We start from the raw sequence: 20,434 nt of genomic DNA on the forward strand, positions 1-20,434 counted from the left end.
GTGAACGCCGTGTGACCGACCTGCGCCGGTCTTGGGCCACGACCGGCGGCGGGGGAGGATGAGAGGGCTTCGTCAGCACGTCCATGCAGGTACAGCGGGAGGAAAACAGCGTGAGCCAGACGGACCCGGCCACCAGCGTCACCGGCGAGGACGAGGTCGTGGACCTCTGCCGCGAACTCATCCGCATCGACACCAGCAACTACGGCGACCACTCCGGCCCCGGCGAACGCGCGGCGGCCGAGTACGTCGCCGAGAAGCTCGCCGAGGTGGGACTCGAACCCCGGATCTTCGAGTCGCACCCCGGCCGCGCCTCCACCGTCGCCCGGATCGAGGGCGAGGACCCCTCCCGGCCCGCCCTGCTCATCCACGGCCACACCGACGTGGTCCCGGCCAACGCGGCCGACTGGACCCACGACCCGTTCTCCGGCGAGATCGCCGACGACTGCGTCTGGGGCCGCGGCGCCGTCGACATGAAGGACATGGACGCGATGACCCTCGCGGTCGTCCGCGACCGGCTGCGCAGCGGCCGCAAGCCACCCCGCGACATCGTGCTCGCCTTCCTCGCCGACGAGGAGGCGGGCGGCACCTACGGCGCGAGGTTCCTGGTCGACAAGCACCCCGACCTCTTCGAGGGCGTCACCGAGGCGATCGGCGAGGTCGGCGGCTTCTCCTTCACCGTCAACGAGAAGCTGCGCCTCTACCTCGTCGAGACCGCCCAGAAGGGCATGCACTGGATGCGGCTCACCGTCGACGGCACGGCGGGACACGGCTCGATGACCAACGACGACAACGCCATCACCGAACTGTGCGAGGCGGTCGGCCGCCTCGGCCGCCACACCTGGCCGGTACGGGTCACCAAGACCGTCCGCTCCTTCCTCGACGAACTCTCCGACGCGCTCGGCACCGAGCTGGACCCGGAGGAGATGGACGCCACCCTCGCCAAGCTCGGCGGCATCGCCAAGATGGTCGGCGCCACCCTGCGCAACTCGGCCGCGCCCACCATGCTCGGCGCGGGCTACAAGGTCAACGTCATCCCCGGCCAGGCCACCGCCCACGTCGACGGCCGCTTCCTGCCCGGCTACGAGGAGGAGTTCCTCGCCGACCTGGACCGGATCCTCGGCCCGCGGGTCAGGCGCGAGGACGTGCACTCCGACAAGGCGCTGGAGACCGATTTCGACGGCAAGCTCGTCGACGCCATGCAGAGCGCCCTCGGCGCCGAGGACCCGATCGCGCGGGCGGTGCCGTACATGCTCTCCGGCGGCACCGACGCCAAGTCCTTCGACGACCTCGGCATCCGCTGCTTCGGCTTCGCCCCCCTGCGCCTGCCCCCGGAGCTGGACTTCGCCGGGATGTTCCACGGCGTCGACGAGCGGGTCCCCGTCGACGGCCTGAAGTTCGGTGTGCGGGTGCTCGACCGGTTCATCGACGCGTCCTGACGTGACCCACGGAAACGACACTCCACTAATCGGCCGCACGTACGGTCGTGACTGGAAAGGGTGAATGCGCTCATAGGGTCGTAGCTCTATTAGTTCCTCCTCGTTACTGCTGATGCGATCAGCTTCATGGGATCGCATTGTCAACAAGGAGGAATAATGCTCAAGAAGATCGTCGCCGCTGCCGCCGCCACCGGTGGTCTGGTTCTCGCGGGTGCGGGCGTCGCCGCCGCCGACTCCGGTGCTCAGGGCGCCGCGGTGCACTCCCCGGGTGTCGCGTCGGGCAACGTCGTCCAGGCGCCCATTCACATCCCGGTGAACGTCTGCGGCAACACGATCTCCGTGATCGGCGTGCTGAACCCCGCCTTCGGCAACGTGTGCATCAACAAGTGACGTCGGCACCCCTCAAGAGGGTGTGACCCAAGGGTCCGGACCCGCCCCGTCGGCCCCGGAGCGCGCGCCATGCGCTCCGGGGTCGACCGGTTCCTTTTCGCATACGGCAGGCCGAGGAATTCGGCACAAGGGGAAGGCAGGAATTCAGCACATGCGACAGGTCACCCGCAAGGGCCTGATGACCATGGCGGCGGCGACCGGCGTGATCGCCGCGGCGGGCGCCCAGGCCCACGCCACCTCCGGGGCGGGCGCCAGCGGTTCGGCGTCCGGCTCGCCCGGCGTACTGTCCGGCAACAGCGTGCAGGCACCCGTGCACGCGCCGGTGAACGTCTGCGGCAACACCGTGAACGTCGTCGGCGTCCTCAACCCGGCCGCGGGCAACTCCTGCGGCAACGGCAACGGCAACGGCTCGGGCGGTGGCGCCCACGCGGACGGGCACGCCAGCGACTCACCCGGCGTCGGCTCGGGCAACCACGTCCAGGCGCCGGTGCACGTCCCGGTGAACGTCTGCGGCAACAGCGTCGACGTGGTCGGCGTGGGTAACCCGACGACGGGCCAGGACTGCGCCAACGGCGGCTCACCCGGCGACGGCTCCGGCGGCGGCAACCCCACGCCTCCGCCCGGTGGCGGCAACCCCACGCCCCCGCCCGGCGGCGGCGACGGCACGACCCCGCCGCCCGGCTCGCCGGACGACCCCGGCAGCCCCACCGACCCGGAGACGCCGGGCACCCCCGGCAACCCCGGCACCCCGGACAACCCGGTCGAACCCGACCGCCCGGACACCCCCGGCACCCCGCCCGCCGCCGAGGACGGCGGGACGCCGGACGACTCCCCGTCCGGCAACCGCCCCGGCACCCAGACCGTCACCCAGCCGCAGGCGGACGCCCAGCTCGCGGACACCGGCAGCGGCCTCCCGCTCGGCGCCGCGGTCCCGCTGGGCGCGGGCGCGCTGCTGGCCGGAGCGGTCCTCTACCGCAAGGCGCGCACCGCACAGTGAACCACCGCAAAACCCCCCGTTGAGGACAGGACGCGGAGCGGGCTCCCCAACCCGGGGCCCGCTCCGCCCCCGTCCGTGACCTAGATCACCAAGTGGCCCGTACCTGGCGGATGATCCGCCGCCGCAGCCGCACCCTGCGACTGCCGTCACGCAGCAGGCTCAGACGGTCCAACTCCCAGTGCCCGTACTCCGCATGGTCTGTCAGCAGACGAGCCGCCTCCTTGCGGGAGACCCCGCGCGGCACGTACACGTCGACAAATTCGTATTCCGGCATCGCATCTATTGTGCGGGCAGAGCCCGGGTGCGGATAGCGTCTGCACTATGTCTGATGCTGCGCAGCCCACCGCTGCCGAGGTACGAGCCGCCGCCGAGGCGGTCAAGACCGCGCTCGACCGCCACTTGGCCGCGGTCGAACGCCGGTCGGGTGAGGACGACCCGGGCGTCTACGAGGCGTTCAACGAACTGGCCGCCGCCGCCGAGGCGTACGACGAGCTGCTCTACGACCGCTACGACGAGGTCACGCCCTTCGAGATCCCCGGCGCGGAGGACACCCTGCCGCCGTACACGGGCCCGGAGGAGCCGAACGCGCTGAGTGTGCTGATCCGCCGCGACTACACCGTGGTGGAGCCGCAGCGGCTCATGGCCCAGGCCCAGCGCGTGGAGGCGGCGGACGACGACGGCACGGGCGCGCAGGCGGCGGCCACGGTGCACGGGGCGCTCGGCATCCTCTTCGGCGAGTTCGAACCCGACGAGATCGCCTCCCGGCACAAGGAGTTCGGCCTGGAGGAGGGTGACTCCACGATGTGGGTCACGGCCGCGGACGAACCGGCGGACCCCGGCGAATGGCTGGAGGCCCCGTTCGAGAACGCCGATCCGCAGCGGGTGGTCTGCCGCTTCGACGTGAGCGCGGTCTTCGACGAGGAACTGGGCCACGACATCGACGACGAGGAGGACGACCTCGACGGCGAACTGGAGCTGGACGAGGACGAGGACCTGGAACCGCTGGACGCGGAGCGCTGACACGCAGGACACGGGACGGCGGCCACCGGACCGGTGGCCGCCGTCCCGTTCATCCGTCGAGCTGCGCGCCCAGCAGCACCGGCAGCCGTGTCGTGCGCGGCTTGGCCGCGACCTCGGCGACGGCCCGGGCCAGCGCCTGGTCGACCCCGTGCACCACCGACAGATGCCGCTCGGCCCGCCCGAAGGCCGTGTACACCCAGGGCCGACTGAGCGCCGGGGCGGCGTCACCGGGCAACACCACGACCACGGCGGGCCAGCGCCCCCCGACGGCCTGGTGAGCGGTCAGCGCCCACCCGTGCCGCACCGACCGCTCCACCCGCTCACGCGCCACGACGACCTCCTCGCCCGCGCAGGACAGCCGCAGCCCGTCGGCCTCGCCCCCGACGACGACCCCCGGCAGCACCCGGCCCGGCACGGGGGAGTAGACGACCCGGTCCCCGGCGTCGAACCCACCGAACCGCCCCGGCCCGGGGTTGAGCCGTTCCTTCAACGCGGCGTTCAGCACGCGGGTACCGGCCGCACCGCCATGCCCCGGTGTCAGGACGACGGTCTCCTCCACCGGCACCCCGATCGCCCGGGGCACCGAGTCCGCCACGAGCTGCACGGTCCGGTGCACGGCCTCCCCGGCGTCCCGCACCGGCACGATCACGACCTCCTTGCCGGGCGCCTCGACCTGGTTCAGCTCCCCGACACCGATGCCGGACACCAGCTCACCGAGGGGCCCGGGGTCCGGCGTCCGCGATGCCACCCGCGGACAGGCCCGCACGGTCAGCAGATCCGCGAACACCCGCCCGGCCCCCACGGACCACAGCACCGCCGGATCCCCGGCGAGCACCAGCCGCACCCCGTCCGGCAACGACTCCACCAGCAGCGCCCCGGTCTCGACATCGAGCTGCGGAGCGTCAAGGACGACGAGGAGATCCAGATCCAGCGCCCCGTCGGCATCCCGCCCGGGCCCCTCGGTCCCCCCGAGCAGCCCGGCGACGGTGACCACACCGCCCGCGTCCTCCCCGACCAGCGCGGCGAACCGGGCCCGTCCGCCCGGACTGTGGACGGCCCCCCAGGCCCGCAGCCCCACCCCCCGCGCGGCCCTCAGCAGGGCGGCGGGCTCGGCCCGTGAGGCCTCCCCACCGGTGTGCAGCACCAGCCCGTGCCCGGCCACGGCACGGATCAACTCACCCGCGGCCCCCTCGACCGCCCCGGCGGCCCGCTCCCACACCTCCGCCGAACCGTCCTGCTTGGGCACGGAGTTGATCACCCGGGCCAGCCCGTCGGCGAGACTCTCCTCGGCCAGCGCGTACCGCTCCAGCCCGACGAGCACCCGCACGGGCCGCTCCTCACCCTCCGCCTCCCCGCCGCCCTCCTCCAGGGCGTCCTGGAAGACGAGGGCCTCACCCTCGGCGAGCGCACCCTGCACAGCGTCATCCGGATCGGGCACGCCCCGCTGGCCCAGCGCGGCGGTGAGGGCGGGCAGTTCGAGCACCGTGTGCCCGGCGACCGCCGCCTGCTCCAGCAGCCACCCGACGACGGCCCGCCCCCGCCGCTCGTCGTCGGGCGCGCACTGATCACCCAGCAGCGCCCGCGCGAACCCGTCGGCCTGCTCCGGCCGCACCCCCGGCACCCGCAGCAACAGCCAGGGATCGTCCCGCAGGACCTCAGCGGCACCGTCACCCAGGGCACCCACAACCTCCGGGGCGAGCCCCTCGGGCGCACCCCCCGCCACCAACACCTCACGCACACCGGCGACGCTCGCCGCGTCCGGCAGCACGGGAGCCGCCACCGGCTGCGCCACCCGCCGCACGGGCTCCACCACGGCCGCCCGCCGGGGTTGGACCTCCTCCTCGGCGAAGACGGCGGCGGGCTTCTCCCCGCTCTCCACGGCCCGCACGGCGGCCAGCAGTTCGGCGGCCGTGCCACTGAGCTTGGTACCGCTCTCGATGGGCCCCTGCTTCTCCGCCTTGCGCCGCTCGATCCGCTCCCGCTCGAGGCGCTGCGCCTCCAGCTCGGCCTGCGCCTCGGACACCTCGGCGGCGCCCGCGCCGTCCGGCGTCTCCGGCTCGCCGTCCTTGGTGGTCTCCGGCTCCGTGCTCACAGCGTGCTCCAGTCGTGATCGGGATAGCGATGCACGGGCGCCGACACATCGTCGAGCGCCCGGCAGATCTCGTCAGGAAGACTAAGCGCCTCCACTGACAACGCCGCCGTGAGCTGCTGCGCGTTGCGCGCGCCGACGATCGGCGCGACCACGCCGGGCCGGTCGCGGACCCAGGCGAGGGCGACCTGGAGCGGGGTCACCGCGAGCCCGTCGGCGGCCGTCGCCACCGCGTCCACGATCCGGCTGGCGGTGTCGTCGAGATACGGCTCGACGAAGGGCGCGAAGTGCTCGGAGGCGCCGCGGGAGTCCGCGGGCGTGGCGTTGCGGTACTTGCCGGTGAGCACCCCGCGTCCGAGCGGCGACGAGGGCAGCAGCCCGATGCCGAGATCCAGCGCGGCGGGCAGTACCTCGCGCTCCACGCCCCGCTGCAACAGGGAGTACTCCATCTGCGTGCTGGCCAGCCGGGTGCGCGTGCCGGGCGCCGCGAGCTGCCAGGTGGCGGCCTTGGCCAGCTGCCAGCCGCAGAAGTTGGACACACCGGCGTAGCGGGCCCGACCGCTGCTCACGGCCAGGTCGAGGGCCTGGAGGGTCTCCTCCAGCGGGGTGTCCACGTCGTAGGCGTGGACGTGCCACAGGTCGACGTAGTCGGTACCCAACCGCGCGAGCGAGGCGTCCAACGCGGCCAGCAGGTGGCCCCGCGACCCGTCGAAACGCCGGTCCGGATCGGGCACGCTGCCCGCCTTGGTGGAGATCACCAGGTCCCGTCGCGGGACCAGTCCCTCGATGAGCCGCCCGAGCAGGTACTCCGCCTCACCGTCGCCGTAGACATCCGCCGTGTCGACGAGGTTCCCGCCCGCCTCCCAGAACGTCTTCAAGAGGTCCGCCGCGTCGTGCTCGTCGGGTTCCCGGCCCCAGGTAAGGGTCCCGAGACCAATACGGGACACACGCAGGCCAGTACGGCCGAGATGCCTCTGCTCCATGAACGCCGAGATTACTGGCCAGAACCTATGGCGTGGGTTGCCTGTGGACAACGGTTTCCGCGAACCGGACCACGCCCTGCCCCCGCGGGCATCGCCGCACGCTAAGGTCTCCGCACAAGGGACGTTACTGATCAGTAAGGGGAACGGCCATGCAGCTAGGGATCAACCTCGGCTACTGGGGCGCCGGCATGGACGCCGACAACCTCGCCGTGGCGCAGGAAGCCGACCGCCTCGGATACGACGTCTGCTGGGCCGCCGAGGCCTACGGCTCGGACGCCGCCACCGTACTGACCTGGGTCGCCGCGCAGACCACCCGCATCGACGTCGGCTCGGCCATCTTCCAGATCCCGGCCCGCCAGCCCGCCATGACCGCCATGACCGCCGCCACCCTCGACTCCCTCTCCGGCGGCCGGTTCCGCCTGGGCCTCGGCGTCTCCGGCCCCCAGGTCTCCGAGGGCTGGTACGGCGTCAAGTTCGACAAGCCGCTGGCGCGCACGCGCGAGTACGTCGAGATCGTCCGCAAGGCCATGTCCCGGGAACGCCTCAGCCACGACGGCGACCACTGGACCCTCCCTCTCCCCGGCGGCCCCGGCAAGCCCCTCAAGCTCACCGTCCACCCCACGCGCGAGCACATCCCGCTCTACATCGCCGCCATCGGCCCCAAGAACCTGGAGCAGACCGGCGAGATCGCCGACGGCGCCCTGCTGATCTTCCCCTCCGCCGAGCACCTGGAGGAGACGGCGATCAGGTACGTCCGCGCGGGCCGCGAGAAGACCGGCAAGACCCTCGACGGCTTCGACGTCTGCCCCACCGTCCCGCTCGCCGTGGGCGACGACAAGGACGTCCCCGCCCTCGCCGACACCTTCCGCCCCTACACCGCCCTCTACGTCGGCGGCATGGGCAGCCGCAAGCAGAACTTCTACAACCAGCTCGCCCAGCGCATGGGCTACGAGAAGGCCGCCGCCGAGATCCAGGACCTGTACCTGTCCGGCGACAAGCAGGCCGCGGCCAGCGCCGTCCCGCACGACCTGATCGACAAGACCACCCTGCTCGGCTCCGTGGACCGGATCGCCGACCGCATGGCGGCCTACGCCGCGGCGGGCGTCACCACCCTCACCCTCGCCCCCGCGGGCTTCACCCTGGAGGAGCGGCTCACCGCCCTGCGCGCGGGCACGGAGGCCCTGGAGCGCGCGGGTCTGGCCTGAGAGGCGGGGCCCGAAGAAAGTCCCACGGCCGTGGTGGGGGCTCGGGGGTCTTCCCCGCCACGGCCGTCACGTAGGACAACGCCGCGCGCCCCACGCGGTTACGGCCCCCACATGCCCCCGCGGCGACCGCCGCGTCATCCTTTTGACGGAGTTGTCCGACACACCTGTTGCGGCACCCCTCCCAGCGCATTTGACTCGTTCTTTGCGGAGTCCTGCGGAGGCTGCAGAGAGGTGCCCTCAGATGCTTTCGGCCAAGAGTCTGTTCCAGGAGATCCTCGACAACGACGAGTCGTTCCGCCTGTTCTGCTCCATCGCCGCCAGCGGTGAGGCACAGGGCGGCTGGGAGAACGCCCGCATCGCCGCGCTCGTCCCCGACACCGAGCGCGAACTCGCCCCCAAGATCACCCGCCATGGCGCGGACGAGGACAAACACGGGCGGATCTTCAACGCCCTGATGAAGAAGCGCGGCCTCGAACCGGTCCCGGTCCCCCCGGAGACCGACTACACCATGATCCTCGAGAAGCACGGCATCGGCCTCGCCCACGAGCAGCTCAGGAGCGACCAGCCGCTCACCGTCCAGGACATCGTCACCTACCTCGCCCACAGCAGGGTCACCGAACAGCGCGCCTCCGAGCAGATGGAGCTGCTGCGCAAGCACTTCGCCGACCACCCCGACCTCGGCCGCGCGGTCCGGATGATCTCCGCCGACGAGGACAACCACCTCGCCTACTGCCACGAGGAACTGCTCCGCTTCGCCCACGCCGGACACGGCCGGACCATCCAGCGCACCCTGCGCGAGTGCGCGCTCGCCGAGATCCGCATCTACCGGGACGTCAGCCTCGCCGTCATGGCCCACATGGGCCGCCTCCTCGGCTGGTCCAGGCCGAAGGCGGCGGTCCTGGCGTTCGGCATCCACGCCGTGTACGCCTACGAGCGCCTCGGCGGCTGGCGCCGCATGGTGTCGCTCCGGATGCCGGAACACCGCGACGCGCTCGGCGGCCCCACCCCGCCCCCCGCGCCCGAATTCGCCTAGGGCCTGTCTGACGATCCCGTCGGCGCCCAAGGGGCGGCTCAGCGGCGTCACGTGCGTGCGGTGCGGCGAGAGGGCGTGCATGGCGCCGCTGAGCGGGCGGGAATGGTCAGACAGACCCCCGGGGGCCTCTCAGAGCCACCCCCGCCGCTTGAACAGCCGGAACACCCCCACCTCCATCGCCGCCAGCACACCCAACAGCACCGGGTACGACCACATCCACCTCAGCTCCGGCATGTGGTCGAAGTTCATGCCGTAGATCCCCGCGACCATCGTGGGGATCGCGGCCATGGCCGCCCACGCCGAGATCTTCCGCATGTCGTCGTTCTGCCGCACGCTCATCTGCGCCAGATGCGCCGACAGCACATCCGACACCAGCCGGTCGAGCCCCTCCACCGACTCGTTCACGCGCGTCAGATGGTCCTGCACATCCCGGAAGAAGGGCCGGGCCCGGTCGTCCACGAACCGCGGCGCCCCCGACCCGGAGACGCCGCCCCCGCCCGCCACCAGCCGACTCAACGGCAGCGCCAGCGGCCCCGTGGCCCGCCGGAACTCCAGGATCTGCCGCTTGAAGTGGTAGATGCGCGAGGCGGTGTGCCGCGAGTGCCCGCCCTCCACCGAGAAGACCTCCGCCTCCAGCTCCTCCAGGTCGGTGTGCAACTCGGCCGCGACATCCAGATAGTGGTCGACGACGGTGTCGGCGATCGTGTACAGCACCGCCGTGGCCCCCTTGCCCAGCATCTCCGGCTCCCCCTCCAGCCGCCGCCGCACCGGCCCGAGCGGCAGGCCCTCGCCGTGCCGGACGGTCACCACGAAGCCGTCGCCGAGGAAGGTCATCACCTCCCCGGTGGAGACGGCGTCGCTGCGCGGCTCGTACACCACCGGCTTCAGCACCAGGAAGAGCGAGTCGTCGTAGACCTCCAGCTTGGGCCGCTGATGGGCCTTGAGGGCGTCCTCGACGGCCAGCGGATGCAGCCCGAACTCCTCGGCGATCCGGTTCAGCTCCGGCTCGTCGGGCTCGTACAGGCCGATCCACACGAACCCGCCCGCCGCCCGCGCCCCCGCGAGCGCCTCCGAGAAGTCGGCGGGCCCCTCGGTCCGCCGCCCGTCGCGGTACACGGCACAGTCGACGATCACGAAACGCACTCTCCCGTCGTCGGGCCGCCGCCACGCTTCCCGGTACGCCTACCCTGGGCGGCATGCCCACGCTGATCCTGGTCCGGCACGGACGTTCCACCGCCAACACCGAGGGACTGCTCGCCGGCTGGACGCCCGGCGTCGGCCTCGACGAGCGAGGCGCCGCGCAGGCCGCGGCGCTCCCCGGACGCCTCGCCGAGCTGCCGCTCGCCGAGATCGTCACCAGCCCCCTGCAACGCTGTCAGGAGACCCTCCAGCCCCTCCTCGACGCCCGCCCCGACGTACCCCTGCACACCGACGACCGGATCGGGGAGTGCCACTACGGCGACTGGTCCGGCCGCAAACTGGCCGAGCTGAAGGACGAGCCGCTGATGGAGGTCGTCCAGGCGCACCCGTCCGTCGCGGCGTTCCCCGGCGGCGAGTCCATGCGGTCGATGCAGACCCGCGCCGCGGAGGCGGTACGCGAGTGGAACGCGCGCGTGGAGCGCGACCACGGCCCCGACGCCGTGTACCTGATGTGCTCGCACGGCGACATCATCAAGTCGCTCGTCGCGGACGCACTCGGACTTCATCTCGACCTCTTCCAGCGGATCTCCGTCGAACCGTGTTCCATCACCGCGATCCGCTACACACGACTTCGGCCGTTCCTCGTCCGGCTCGGCGACACCGGCGACTTCGCGTCGCTGGCGCCGCGCGAGGAACCTCCGGGCGGTGACGCCCCGGTCGGTGGCGGTGCGGGCGCACCGTGATCGTCGGCCGCAGTAGGGTGAAGCGATTCCCCTAGCCCCGACCCGCACTCCCGCCCGCAATACCGCCCCCCGATCCCCCCGACTTCAATGGAGACAGGACGTGTCCCGTCAGGTGTTCCTCTACGACCAACCGGACCGCTTCGTGGCCGGTACGGTCGGACTGCCCGGGCGCCGTACCTTCTTCCTCCAGGCCTCCGCGGGCACCCGCACGACCAGCGTGGCCCTGGAGAAGACCCAGGTCGCAGCGCTCGCCGAGCGCATGGACGAACTGCTCGACGAGGTCGTGCGCCGAAGCGGCGGCAGCGCCTCCGTACCGGCCATGGCGCCCTCGGAGATCCACGACACCGCCCCCCTGGACACCCCCGTCGAGGAGGAGTTCCGGGTCGGCACCATGGCCCTCGCCTGGGACGGCGAGGAGCAGCGCATGATCGTGGAGGCGCAGGCCCTGGTGGAACTGGACGCCGACACCGACGAGGACCTCGCCGAGGCCGAGGAACGGCTGCTCCAGGACGAGGAGAACGGACCCCCGATGCTCCGGGTCCGGCTCACCGGCGCCCAGGCCAGGGCCTTCGCCAAGCGCGCCCTCGACGTCGTCAACGCCGGCCGGCCGCCCTGCCCGCTGTGCAGCCTGCCGCTCGACCCGGAAGGACATGTATGTCCGCGCCAGAACGGATACCGCCGCGGAGCGTGATCCCCACGGAACTGCTCACCGCGGGTGAGCTGACGGTCCGCGGACGCATCCGGGACGCCTCCAACGCGGCGCTGTACTGCACGGTGGCGTACGACGGACAGGAGGCCGCCTGCGTCTACAAGCCGGTCGCGGGGGAGCGCCCGCTGTGGGACTTCCCGGACGGGACGCTCGCCGGGCGCGAGGTGGCGGCCTACCTCGTCTCCGAGGCCACCGGCTGGGAGCTGGTGCCGCCGACCGTGCTGCGCGACGGCCCGTACGGCGAGGGCATGGTCCAGCTCTGGATCGAGGCGGCGCCCGGCGCCGAACTGCTGGCCCTGGTGGAGGCGGAGGAGCCGGAGCCCGGCTGGAAGGCCATCGGACTCGCCGACGTCGGGGAGGACCGGACCGCGCTGCTGGTGCACGCCGACGACGAGCGGCTGCGGCGGCTCGCCGTCCTCGACGCGGTGATCAACAACGCCGACCGCAAGGGCGGCCATCTGCTGCCCACCGGCGACGGGCGGCTCTACGGCATCGACCACGGGGTCACCTTCAACGCCGAGAACAAGCTGCGCACCCTGCTGTGGGGCTGGGCCGGGGACCCGCTCACCGAGGAGGCCCTGACCGTCCTCGAACACCTCAGGGAGCAGCTCAAGGCGGGCGGGGCGCTCGCCGAACGCCTCACCGGCCTGATCACCGCCGCCGAACTCGACGCGACACGCGCGCGTGTCGACGTACTCCTCACCTCGAGGACGCATCCGGAGCCCAGCGGCGAATGGCCCGCCATCCCCTGGCCACCGGTGTAGGACACGCGTCGAGGGGCACACGGGCCGGGATCGCGCAAGACCGCCTTCCCGGCCATAAGGCCTGGTCCGGTTCGTATACGGAACTCCAGTCCGGTTAGGCTCGACACATGCATGCCTGGCCCGCTTCCGAGGTCCCCGCCCTGCCCGGTCAGGGCCGCGACCTCAGGATCCACGACACCGCGACCGGCGCCCTGGTCACCCTGGACCCCGGTCCCGTCGCCCGCCTCTACGTCTGCGGCATCACGCCGTACGACGCGACCCACATCGGTCACGCGGCGACCTACAACGCGTTCGACCTCGTGCAGCGCGTGTGGCTCGACAACAAGCGGCAGGTCCACTACGTCCAGAACGTCACCGACGTCGACGATCCCCTGCTCCAGCGCGCGGACCGCGACCACGTCGACTGGGTGGCCCTCGCCGAGCAGGAGACCGCCCTCTTCCGCGAGGACATGACCACGCTGCGCATGCTGCCGCCGCGGCACTACATCGGCGCGGTGGAAGCCATACCCGGCATCGTGCCGCTGGTGGAGCGGCTGCGGGACATGGGCGCGGCCTACGAGCTGGAGGGCGACACCTACTTCTCCGTCGAGTCCGACGCCGACTTCGGCAAGGTCTCCGGCCTGGACGCCGCCACCATGCGGCACCTGTCCGCCGAGCGCGGCGGCGACCCCGACCGGCCCGGCAAGAAGAACCCGCTCGACCCGATGCTGTGGATGGCGGCCCGCGAGGGCGAGCCGAGCTGGGACGGCGGCTCGCTGGGCCGGGGCCGCCCCGGCTGGCACATCGAGTGCGTCGCCATCGCCCTTGACCACCTCGGCATGGGCTTCGACGTCCAGGGCGGCGGCTCCGACCTCGCCTTCCCGCACCACGAGATGGGCGCCTCGCACGCCCAGGTGCTCACCGGCGAGTTCCCCATGGCCAAGGCGTACGTCCACGCGGGCATGGTCGCGCTGCACGGCGAGAAGATGTCGAAGTCCAAGGGCAACCTGGTCTTCGTCTCCCAGCTGCGCCGTGACGGCGTCGACCCGGTCGCCATCCGGCTGGCGCTGCTCGCCCACCACTACCGGGCCGACTGGGAGTGGACCGACCAGGTCCTGCGGGACGCCGAGGCCCGCCTCGCACGCTGGCGCGCGGCGGTGTCCCGGCCCGACGGCCCGCCCGCCGAGGCCCTGGTCGAGGAGATCCGTACGGCCCTCGCCGACGACCTGGACGCCCCGGCCGCGCTCGCCGCCGTCGACCGCTGGGTGGCCCGCCAGGACGAACAGGGCGGCACGGACACCGGCGCCCCCGGCGTCGTGTCCCGCGCGGTGGACGCACTGCTCGGCGTGGCGCTCTAGCCGCTCTGGCACCACACGACGAAGGGGCGCTTCCTCGGGGAAGCGCCCCTTCTCACTCCTCCGAGGAGTCGTCGTCCTCCGCCCCCGGCTTCGGCGGCTTCGGTGGCCGCGTCCGCTCACCCGGGTTGTCCCGCAGATACGGCGGACCGTCACTGCCGTCGGTGGCATGCCCACCGGGCCCACCGCCGGGCCCGCCTCCGGGTCCGCCGCCGTCCCGGCGCCGCAGATACCGCTCGAACTCGCGCGCGATCGCCTCGCCCGACGCCTCCGGCAGCTCCGCGGTGTCCCGGGCCTCCTCCAGCGTCTGGACGTACTCCGCGACCTCGCTGTCCTCCGCCGCGAGCTGGTCCACGCCCACCTGCCAGGCACGCGCGTCCTCGGGCAGCTCGCCCAGCGGGATACGGACGTCGATCAGGTCCTCCAGCCGGTTCAGCAGGGCCAGCGTCGCCTTCGGGTTGGGCGGCTGGGACACGTAGTGCGGTACGGCGGCCCACAGCGACACCGCGGGCACGCCCGCGTGCGTGCAGGCCTCCTGGAGGACGCCGACGATGCCCGTGGGGCCCTCGTACTTGGTCTCCTCCAGATCCATCCGCTGCGCCAGGTCCGCGTCCGACGTGGTCCCGCTGATCGGGACCGGACGGGTGTGCGGGGTGTCGCCGAGCAGCGCGCCCAGGATCACCACCAGCTCCACGCCCAGCTCATGGGCGAAGCCCAGCAGCTCGTTGCAGAACGACCGCCACCGCATGGACGGTTCGATGCCCCGCACCAGCACCAGGTCGCGCGGCTTGTCGCCGCCGACCCGGACCACCGACAACCTTGTCGTCGGCCAAGTGATCTTGCGGACGCCCGCATCCATCCACACCGTGGGGCGGTTGACCTGGAAGTCGTAGTAGTCCTCGGCGTCCAGCGCCGCGAACACCTCGCCCTTCCACTCCCTCTCGAGATGCGCGACCGCGGTGGAGGCGGCGTCGCCGGCATCGTTCCAGCCCTCGAACGCGGCCACCATGACCGGGTCGATCAGCTCGGGAACCCCCTCGAGCTCGATCACCCAGTGCCTCCTTCCGACGTGCCCTCGCTTGACGTCCCAACCTTACGGCGTTCCGCGGGGGCGCCCGCAGCCCCCTTGCACGGGGGAGTGAACGGATCACTGCCCCGATCACGCGCCCGAAACACCAACGGATACATCCGAGCTGTCGAGGCGTGGACCCGCCCAGGGGCGCGGGGAACTGCGCGCCCAGCCACCCCCCACCCGCACTCGCGAACCCCACCGCAACCCCCCACGGCGCCCCCGCAAACCCTCACAACGCACTCCGCAACCACTGCTCCACACTCGCGACATGCACCACCGCCCACGCCCGAGCCGCCTCAGCGTCCCCGTCCCGCAGCGCCCCCACGATCGCCCGGTGCTCCCGCAGCGTCCGCCCCACCGCGTCCTCCTGCGTCAGCCCCCGCCACACCCGCGCCCGCGTCGTGGGCCCGGACAACCCGTCCAGCAGCGACGACAGCACCGAGTTCCCGGACGCCCGCCCGATCGCCCGGTGGAACTCCAGATCACAGGCGACGAGTTCCTCCACCGAGGGCGCGGCCCCCAGCGCGTCCAACTGCGCCTCCAGCGCGTCCAGCTCCGCCCCGCTCACCCGCCCCGCCGCCATCGCGGTGGCCGCCGGTTCCAGGATCCGCCGCACCGCGAGGAACTCGAGGACGGTGTCGTCCCGGTGGAAGTCCACCACGAAACTCAGCGCCTCCAGCAGCAACTGCGGGTCCAGGCTGCTGACATACGTCCCGTCGCCCTGCCGCACGTCCAGGATCCGGATCAGCGACAGGGCGCGCACGGCCTCGCGCAGGGAGTTGCGGGACAGCCCCAGGTCGGCGGCGAGTTCGCTCTCCTTCGGCAGCCGGTCCCCGGGCCGCAGCGCACCGGAGACGATCATGCCCTTGATCTTCTCGATCGCCTCGTCGGTCACTGCCACGGTCGGCCTCCCACGGTCGTACGGTCGTGCCCTGGTCCCACAGACATCCGATGTCTCGGCGCATTATGACCGACGTACGACCGACGTATGACCGAGGCACACGAAAGGGGCGGCTCCGTCGGGGTGGAGCCGCCCCTTTCATCCCCCCGTACCGCTCGACATCACTTGTTGTCGAGCAGGTCCTGTACCTTCGCGCGGACGTCGTCCGTGGCCAGGCCCCTGATCGTCAGGGTGGTCCGGCGGCGCAGCACGTCGTCCGTGGTCTCGGCCCACTCGTGGTCGCGGGCCCAGACGACCTGGGCCCAGATCTCCGGGGCGTCGGGGTGGACGCGCGCGGCGAGTTCGGGGCTCTCGTTGGCGATCCGGGCGATGTCGAAGGCGAGCGAGCCGTAGTGGGTGGCCAGGTGCCGGGCGGTGTCGGGCGCCATCCGCGGGCCCGGCGCCGGGTGGTCGGTGAGCAGCCGGTGGGCGACCGCGCGCGGGTTGGCGATCCCGGGCAGCGGCAGCTTCTTCGGCAGTGTGGAGATCGGCTCGAAGTCGTCGCCCAGCGGGTGGCCCGGCAGCGACTCCAGCTTGCGCATGACCGTGCGGCCGATGTGCCGGAAGGTCGTCCACTTGCCGCCCGCGATGGACAGCATCCCGCCCCGGCCCTCGGTGACCACCGTCTCCCGCTTGGCCTTGGCGGTGTCACCGGGCCCGCCCGGCAGCACCCGCAGCCCCGCGAAGGCGTACGTGATCAGGTCCCGGTCGAGCTGCTGGTCGCGGATCGAGAACGCGGCCTCGTCCAGGATCTGGGCGATGTCCTTGTCGTTGACCGCGACGTCGGCCGGGTCGCCCTCGTACACCTCGTCGGTGGTGCCGAGCAGCAGCATGTCCTCCCAGGGGAGGGCGAAGGTGATGCGGTACTTGTCGATGGGGGTGGCCAGCGCCGCCTTCCACGGCGAGGTGCGCTTGAGCACCAGGTGGGCGCCCTTGGACAGCCGGATGGACGGCGCGGCGTCCGGGTTCTCCATGCGGCGCAGGTGGTCGACCCAGGGGCCGGTGGCGTTCAGCACCAGCCGGGCCGTGACGCCGAACTCCTCGCCGGACAGCCGGTCGCGCAACTCCGCGCCGGTCACCCGGCCCCGGGTGAAGCGCAGCCCGGTGACCTCGGCGTGGTTGAGCACGGCCGCGCCCGCGTCGACGGCCGCGCGGACCGTCATCAGCGCCATCCGCGCGTCGTTCATCTGGTCGTCGCCGTAGACGGCCACGGCCTTGAGGTTCTCGGTGCGCAGCTCGGGCACGTCCGCCTGCGCCCGCGCGGGGGAGAGGAGGTGGCCGACGCCGTCGCCGAACGCGGACAGCGCCGAGTACGCGAAGACACCGGCCCCCAGCTTCGCCGCGCCGTGCGGCCCGCCCTTGTACACGGGGAGGTAGAAGGTGAGCGGGTTCGCCAGGTGGGGGGCCACCTGGCGGGAGACCGCACGGCGCTCGAAGTGGTTCTCCGCCACCAGCTTCACCGCGCCGGTCTGCAGATAGCGCAGACCGCCGTGGAGCAGCTTGGAGGAGGCGGAGGAGGTGGCGCCGGCGAAGTCGCCGGCGTCGACCAGGGCCACCCTCAGGCCGGACTGCGCGGCGTGCCAGGCGGTGGAGATGCCCAGGATGCCGCCGCCGATCACGAGAAGGTCGTACGACGCCTTGGAGAGCTGCTCCCGGACCTCGGCGCGGCCGGGGTTGGCGCCGGAGGCCGGGTGGGTGCCGAGGGCAGGCACGGACTGAAGGGTGGACTGACTGGTCATGTCGGGTTACTACTCCTCATCAGAGCCGTCCGAGAGCGGGGCTCTCGTCAGTTCTCGTCCTCGAGCCAGCCCATGGTCCGCTCGACGGCCTTGAGCCAGTTCTTGTACTCACGTGCGCGGGTGTCCGCGTCCATGCGGGGGGTCCACTCGGCGGCCCGGCGCCAGTTGGCGCGCAGGTCGTCGGTGCTGTTCCAGAAGCCGACGGCGAGACCGGCGGCGTAGGCGGCGCCGAGGCAGGTGGTCTCGGCGACCATCGGGCGCACCACGGGGGCGTCCACGAAGTCGGCGAGGGTCTGCATCAGCAGGTTGTTGGAGGTCATACCGCCGTCGACCTTGAGGGTGGCCAGCTCGACGCCGGAGTCCTTGGTCATGGCGTCGGCGATCTCGCGGGTCTGCCAGGCGGTGGCCTCCAGCACGGCACGGGCGAGGTGCGCCTTGGTGACGTAGCGGGTCAGACCGGCGATCACACCGCGGGCGTCGGAGCGCCAGTACGGGGCGAACAGACCGGAGAAGGCGGGCACGAAGTAGGCGCCGCCGTTGTCCTCGACGGACAGCGCGAGCGTCTCGATCTCCGCGGCGGTGGAGATCAGGCCCATCTGGTCGCGCATCCACTGCACCAGGGAGCCGGTGACCGCGATCGAGCCCTCCAGGGCGTAGACCGTGTCCTGGTCGCCGATCTTGTAGCCGACGGTGGTCAGCAGGCCGCTGTAGGAGTTGATGATCTTGTCACCGGTGTTCATCACCATGAAGGTGCCGGTGCCGTACGTCGACTTGGTCTCGCCCTCGGAGAAGCAGGTCTGCCCGAACAGGGCGGCCTGCTGGTCGCCGAGCGCGGAGGCGACCGGGATGCCGCCGAGCAGGTCGCCGAGCTTGCCGCCGGTGATCTCGCCGTACACCTCGGCGGAGGAGCGGATCTCCGGCAGCATCGCGAGCGGCACGCCGATGGACTCGGCGATCTTCTCGTCCCACTGCATGGTGTGCAGGTTCATCAGCAGGGTGCGCGAGGCGTTGGTGACGTCGGTGACGTGCTTGCCGCCGTTGACGCCGCCGGTCAGGTTCCAGATGACCCAGGTGTCCATGGTGCCGAAGAGGATGTCGCCCGCCTCGGCGCGCTCCTTGAGGCCCTCGACGTTGTCGAGCAGCCAGCGCGCCTTGGGACCGGCGAAGTAGGAGGCCAGGGGCAGGCCCGTCTCGCGGCGGAAGCGGTCCTGGCCGACGTTGCGGCCCAGTTCCTTGCAGAGGGCGTCGGTGCGGGTGTCCTGCCAGACGATGGCGTGGTGGACGGGCTCACCGGTGTTCTTGTCCCACAGCACGGTGGTCTCGCGCTGGTTGGTGATGCCGATGGCCTTGATGTCGTCGCGGGTGATTCCGGCCTTGGCGATGGCTCCGGCGACGACCTCCTGGACGTTGGTCCAGATCTCGGTGGCGTCGTGCTCGACCCAGCCCGGCTTGGGGAAGATCTGCTCGTGCTCCTTCTGGTCGACGGAGACGATCCGGCCGTCGCGGTCGAAGACGATGCAGCGGGAGGAGGTGGTGCCCTGGTCGATGGCGGCGATGAAGGGGCCGGCGGTGTGGGCGTCGGTCACTGTGTGCTCCTGAGAGGTCCGTGCGTACGGGGGGCGGTGCGCGCGCGTGTGCTGGACAGCTTGCGGCTCATGCGGGGTGCTGTGCTCGCCGTGCTGGTCGTCAGACGAAGGCGAGCTTGTAGATGCCCGCCGCTATCGCGCCGCCGATCAGCGGACCGGCGACCGGGACCCAGGCGTAGCTCCAGTCGGAGCCGCCCTTGTTGGGCAGCGGCAGCAGCGCGTGCACGATGCGCGGGCCCAGGTCACGGGCCGGGTTGATGGCGTAGCCCGTCGGTCCGCCGAGGGAGAGGCCGATGCCGACCACGACCAGCGCGGTGATCAGCGCGCCGAGGGTGCCCAGGCCGTTGCCCTCGTCGTTCAGGCCCTGGGTGAGGACCGCGAGCACCAGGACGACGGTGCCGATGATCTCCGTGGCGAGGTTCTGCGCCGCGTGCCGGATCTCGGGACCGGTGGAGAAGACGCCGAGGACCGGGCCCGCGCCCTTCTCCTGGGCCTGCACGGCCTTGGCCTGGGTGGCCTGCGCGCCCGGACCGCCGACGATCTCCTTGTCGGTGAGGTGGGCGTGGAACTGGCCGTAGTAGGCGATCCAGACCAGGGCGGCACCGATCATGGCGCCGAGCAGCTGTCCGGCCCAGTAGGTGGGGACGTCGCCCCACTCACCGTCCTTGATCGCGATGCCGAGCGTGACCGCCGGGTTCAGGTGGGCGCCCGACAGGGGCGCGGTGGTGTAGACGGCCGTGAGGACCGCGAAGCCCCACCCGAAGGTGATCGCGAGCCAGCCGGCGTTGCGGGCCTTGGAGGCCTTGAGCACCACGGCGGCCACCACACCACCGCCGAGGAGGATGAGTATGGCGGTACCGATGGTCTCGCCGATGAAGATGTCGGAGCTGGACACCCGCGACTCCTTTGTCCTTCGTCCAGGGGAAGCCGAACCCCGGTCCCAACTGGGGTTCGCGTGCCCTCGGGGTGAGGGCGATGCCGGCCCTTGGCGTTGTCACACTCTAACGCGTATTGCCGGTAGGTGTTCGACAATGCCGACCGATGGACGGGAGTCTTGCCCGGCGTCGCAGGCGCGTCAAGAGTTCTGTTATGGAAAGTGCGATCGTTATTGATCGCTGCGGATCGCCGCACTTTTGTGTGTGATCGTGTGCGATATGGACACCTTTTGCCGTTATGTCCACCCGGGAAAGGTTCGAGGCCGGAACGTCCTACGACGTTCCGGCCTCGCGTTCGTGTCCTCGCCGTGATCTACGG

Annotated in this window: 19 protein-coding genes; 10 read left to right on the forward strand and 9 right to left on the reverse strand. The window is 71.7% G+C overall.

Annotated elements, in window-relative coordinates:
* Window positions 1-83: 83 nt before the first annotated feature.
* From ACFVQG_RS22515 to ACFVQG_RS22525, 3 genes are all read left to right on the forward strand, one after another.
* Complete coding sequence (locus ACFVQG_RS22515) at window positions 84-1,436, forward strand: M20/M25/M40 family metallo-hydrolase (protein WP_383386150.1); 1,353 nt, start codon at window positions 84-86, stop codon at window positions 1,434-1,436.
* 156 nt (window positions 1,437-1,592) lie between these two features.
* On the forward strand, window positions 1,593-1,826 hold the full coding sequence (gene chpH, locus ACFVQG_RS22520; RefSeq protein ID WP_383386153.1) for a chaplin ChpH: 234 nt from the start codon (window positions 1,593-1,595) through the stop codon (window positions 1,824-1,826).
* Between the two features lie 151 nt (window positions 1,827-1,977).
* Window positions 1,978-2,823 carry a chaplin family protein gene (locus ACFVQG_RS22525; RefSeq protein ID WP_383386156.1) on the forward strand — a complete coding sequence of 282 codons (846 nt, stop codon included), beginning with the start codon at window positions 1,978-1,980 and terminating at the stop codon, window positions 2,821-2,823.
* Window positions 2,824-2,908: 85 nt separating this feature from the next.
* Here the strand turns inward: ACFVQG_RS22525 and ACFVQG_RS22530 are convergent, their stop codons facing one another.
* Entirely contained in the window at window positions 2,909-3,097 is a 189-nt protein-coding gene (locus ACFVQG_RS22530) for a DUF5703 family protein (protein ID WP_383386159.1), read from the reverse strand.
* 47 nt (window positions 3,098-3,144) lie between these two features.
* Here ACFVQG_RS22530 and ACFVQG_RS22535 point away from each other — a divergent pair, with 47 nt between their 5' ends.
* Window positions 3,145-3,843, forward strand: a complete 699-nt coding sequence (locus tag ACFVQG_RS22535) for a hypothetical protein (protein WP_383386162.1) — start codon at window positions 3,145-3,147, stop codon at window positions 3,841-3,843.
* A 49-nt stretch (window positions 3,844-3,892) separates the two neighbouring features.
* Here the strand turns inward: ACFVQG_RS22535 and ACFVQG_RS22540 are convergent, their stop codons facing one another.
* The gene (locus ACFVQG_RS22540; protein WP_383386165.1) at window positions 3,893-5,935 is read right to left on the reverse strand and encodes a helix-hairpin-helix domain-containing protein; all 2,043 of its coding nucleotides are present in this window, start codon (window positions 5,933-5,935) and stop codon (window positions 3,893-3,895) included.
* Entirely contained in the window at window positions 5,932-6,915 is a 984-nt protein-coding gene (locus ACFVQG_RS22545) for an aldo/keto reductase (RefSeq protein ID WP_383386167.1), read from the reverse strand. The genes ACFVQG_RS22540 and ACFVQG_RS22545 overlap by 4 nt, the downstream gene beginning before the upstream one ends.
* 149 nt (window positions 6,916-7,064) lie before the next feature.
* Between ACFVQG_RS22545 and ACFVQG_RS22550 the strand changes: the two genes are divergently transcribed.
* Window positions 7,065-8,120, forward strand: coding sequence for an LLM class F420-dependent oxidoreductase (locus ACFVQG_RS22550; RefSeq protein WP_383386170.1), 1,056 nt, complete (start codon window positions 7,065-7,067; stop codon window positions 8,118-8,120).
* A 241-nt stretch (window positions 8,121-8,361) separates the two neighbouring features.
* The gene (locus ACFVQG_RS22555) at window positions 8,362-9,153 is read left to right on the forward strand and encodes a ferritin-like domain-containing protein (RefSeq protein ID WP_383386173.1); all 792 of its coding nucleotides are present in this window, start codon (window positions 8,362-8,364) and stop codon (window positions 9,151-9,153) included.
* A 129-nt stretch (window positions 9,154-9,282) separates the two neighbouring features.
* Here the strand turns inward: ACFVQG_RS22555 and corA are convergent, their stop codons facing one another.
* Window positions 9,283-10,287, reverse strand: a complete 1,005-nt coding sequence (corA, locus tag ACFVQG_RS22560) for a magnesium/cobalt transporter CorA (protein ID WP_383386176.1) — start codon at window positions 10,285-10,287, stop codon at window positions 9,283-9,285.
* Window positions 10,288-10,349: 62 nt separating this feature from the next.
* Between corA and ACFVQG_RS22565 the strand changes: the two genes are divergently transcribed.
* From ACFVQG_RS22565 to mshC, 4 genes are all read left to right on the forward strand, one after another.
* Window positions 10,350-11,036, forward strand: coding sequence for a histidine phosphatase family protein (locus ACFVQG_RS22565; protein WP_383386181.1), 687 nt, complete (start codon window positions 10,350-10,352; stop codon window positions 11,034-11,036).
* A 100-nt stretch (window positions 11,037-11,136) separates the two neighbouring features.
* Window positions 11,137-11,727 (forward strand): DUF3090 domain-containing protein, encoded by a 591-nt coding sequence (locus tag ACFVQG_RS22570; protein WP_383386183.1) that lies wholly within the window; start codon window positions 11,137-11,139, stop codon window positions 11,725-11,727.
* Window positions 11,691-12,509 (forward strand): SCO1664 family protein, encoded by an 819-nt coding sequence (locus ACFVQG_RS22575; protein WP_383386189.1) that lies wholly within the window; start codon window positions 11,691-11,693, stop codon window positions 12,507-12,509. Before ACFVQG_RS22570 ends, ACFVQG_RS22575 begins: the two co-directional genes overlap by 37 nt.
* 107 nt (window positions 12,510-12,616) lie before the next feature.
* Window positions 12,617-13,846 (forward strand): cysteine--1-D-myo-inosityl 2-amino-2-deoxy-alpha-D-glucopyranoside ligase, encoded by a 1,230-nt coding sequence (gene mshC / locus ACFVQG_RS22580; RefSeq protein ID WP_383386195.1) that lies wholly within the window; start codon window positions 12,617-12,619, stop codon window positions 13,844-13,846.
* Between the two features lie 52 nt (window positions 13,847-13,898).
* Here the strand turns inward: mshC and ACFVQG_RS22585 are convergent, their stop codons facing one another.
* From ACFVQG_RS22585 to ACFVQG_RS22605, 5 genes are all read right to left on the reverse strand, one after another.
* Window positions 13,899-14,894 carry a PAC2 family protein gene (locus tag ACFVQG_RS22585; RefSeq protein ID WP_383386198.1) on the reverse strand — a complete coding sequence of 332 codons (996 nt, stop codon included), beginning with the start codon at window positions 14,892-14,894 and terminating at the stop codon, window positions 13,899-13,901.
* A 250-nt stretch (window positions 14,895-15,144) separates the two neighbouring features.
* Window positions 15,145-15,816: a FadR/GntR family transcriptional regulator gene (locus ACFVQG_RS22590; RefSeq protein WP_383386201.1), complete on the reverse strand. Its 672-nt coding sequence runs from the start codon at window positions 15,814-15,816 to the stop codon at window positions 15,145-15,147.
* A gap of 161 nt (window positions 15,817-15,977) precedes the next feature.
* Window positions 15,978-17,594: an FAD-dependent oxidoreductase gene (locus tag ACFVQG_RS22595; RefSeq protein WP_383386204.1), complete on the reverse strand. Its 1,617-nt coding sequence runs from the start codon at window positions 17,592-17,594 to the stop codon at window positions 15,978-15,980.
* Window positions 17,595-17,641: 47 nt separating this feature from the next.
* Window positions 17,642-19,180 (reverse strand): glycerol kinase GlpK, encoded by a 1,539-nt coding sequence (gene glpK / locus ACFVQG_RS22600; protein ID WP_383386207.1) that lies wholly within the window; start codon window positions 19,178-19,180, stop codon window positions 17,642-17,644.
* Window positions 19,181-19,280: 100 nt separating this feature from the next.
* Window positions 19,281-20,075 (reverse strand): MIP/aquaporin family protein, encoded by a 795-nt coding sequence (locus tag ACFVQG_RS22605; protein ID WP_383386210.1) that lies wholly within the window; start codon window positions 20,073-20,075, stop codon window positions 19,281-19,283.
* Window positions 20,076-20,434: the final 359 nt, after the last annotated feature.

Source organism: Streptomyces sp. NPDC057877, from assembly GCF_042796855.1.
In the GTDB taxonomy this organism is placed as follows: Bacteria; Actinomycetota; Actinomycetes; order Streptomycetales; family Streptomycetaceae; genus Streptomyces.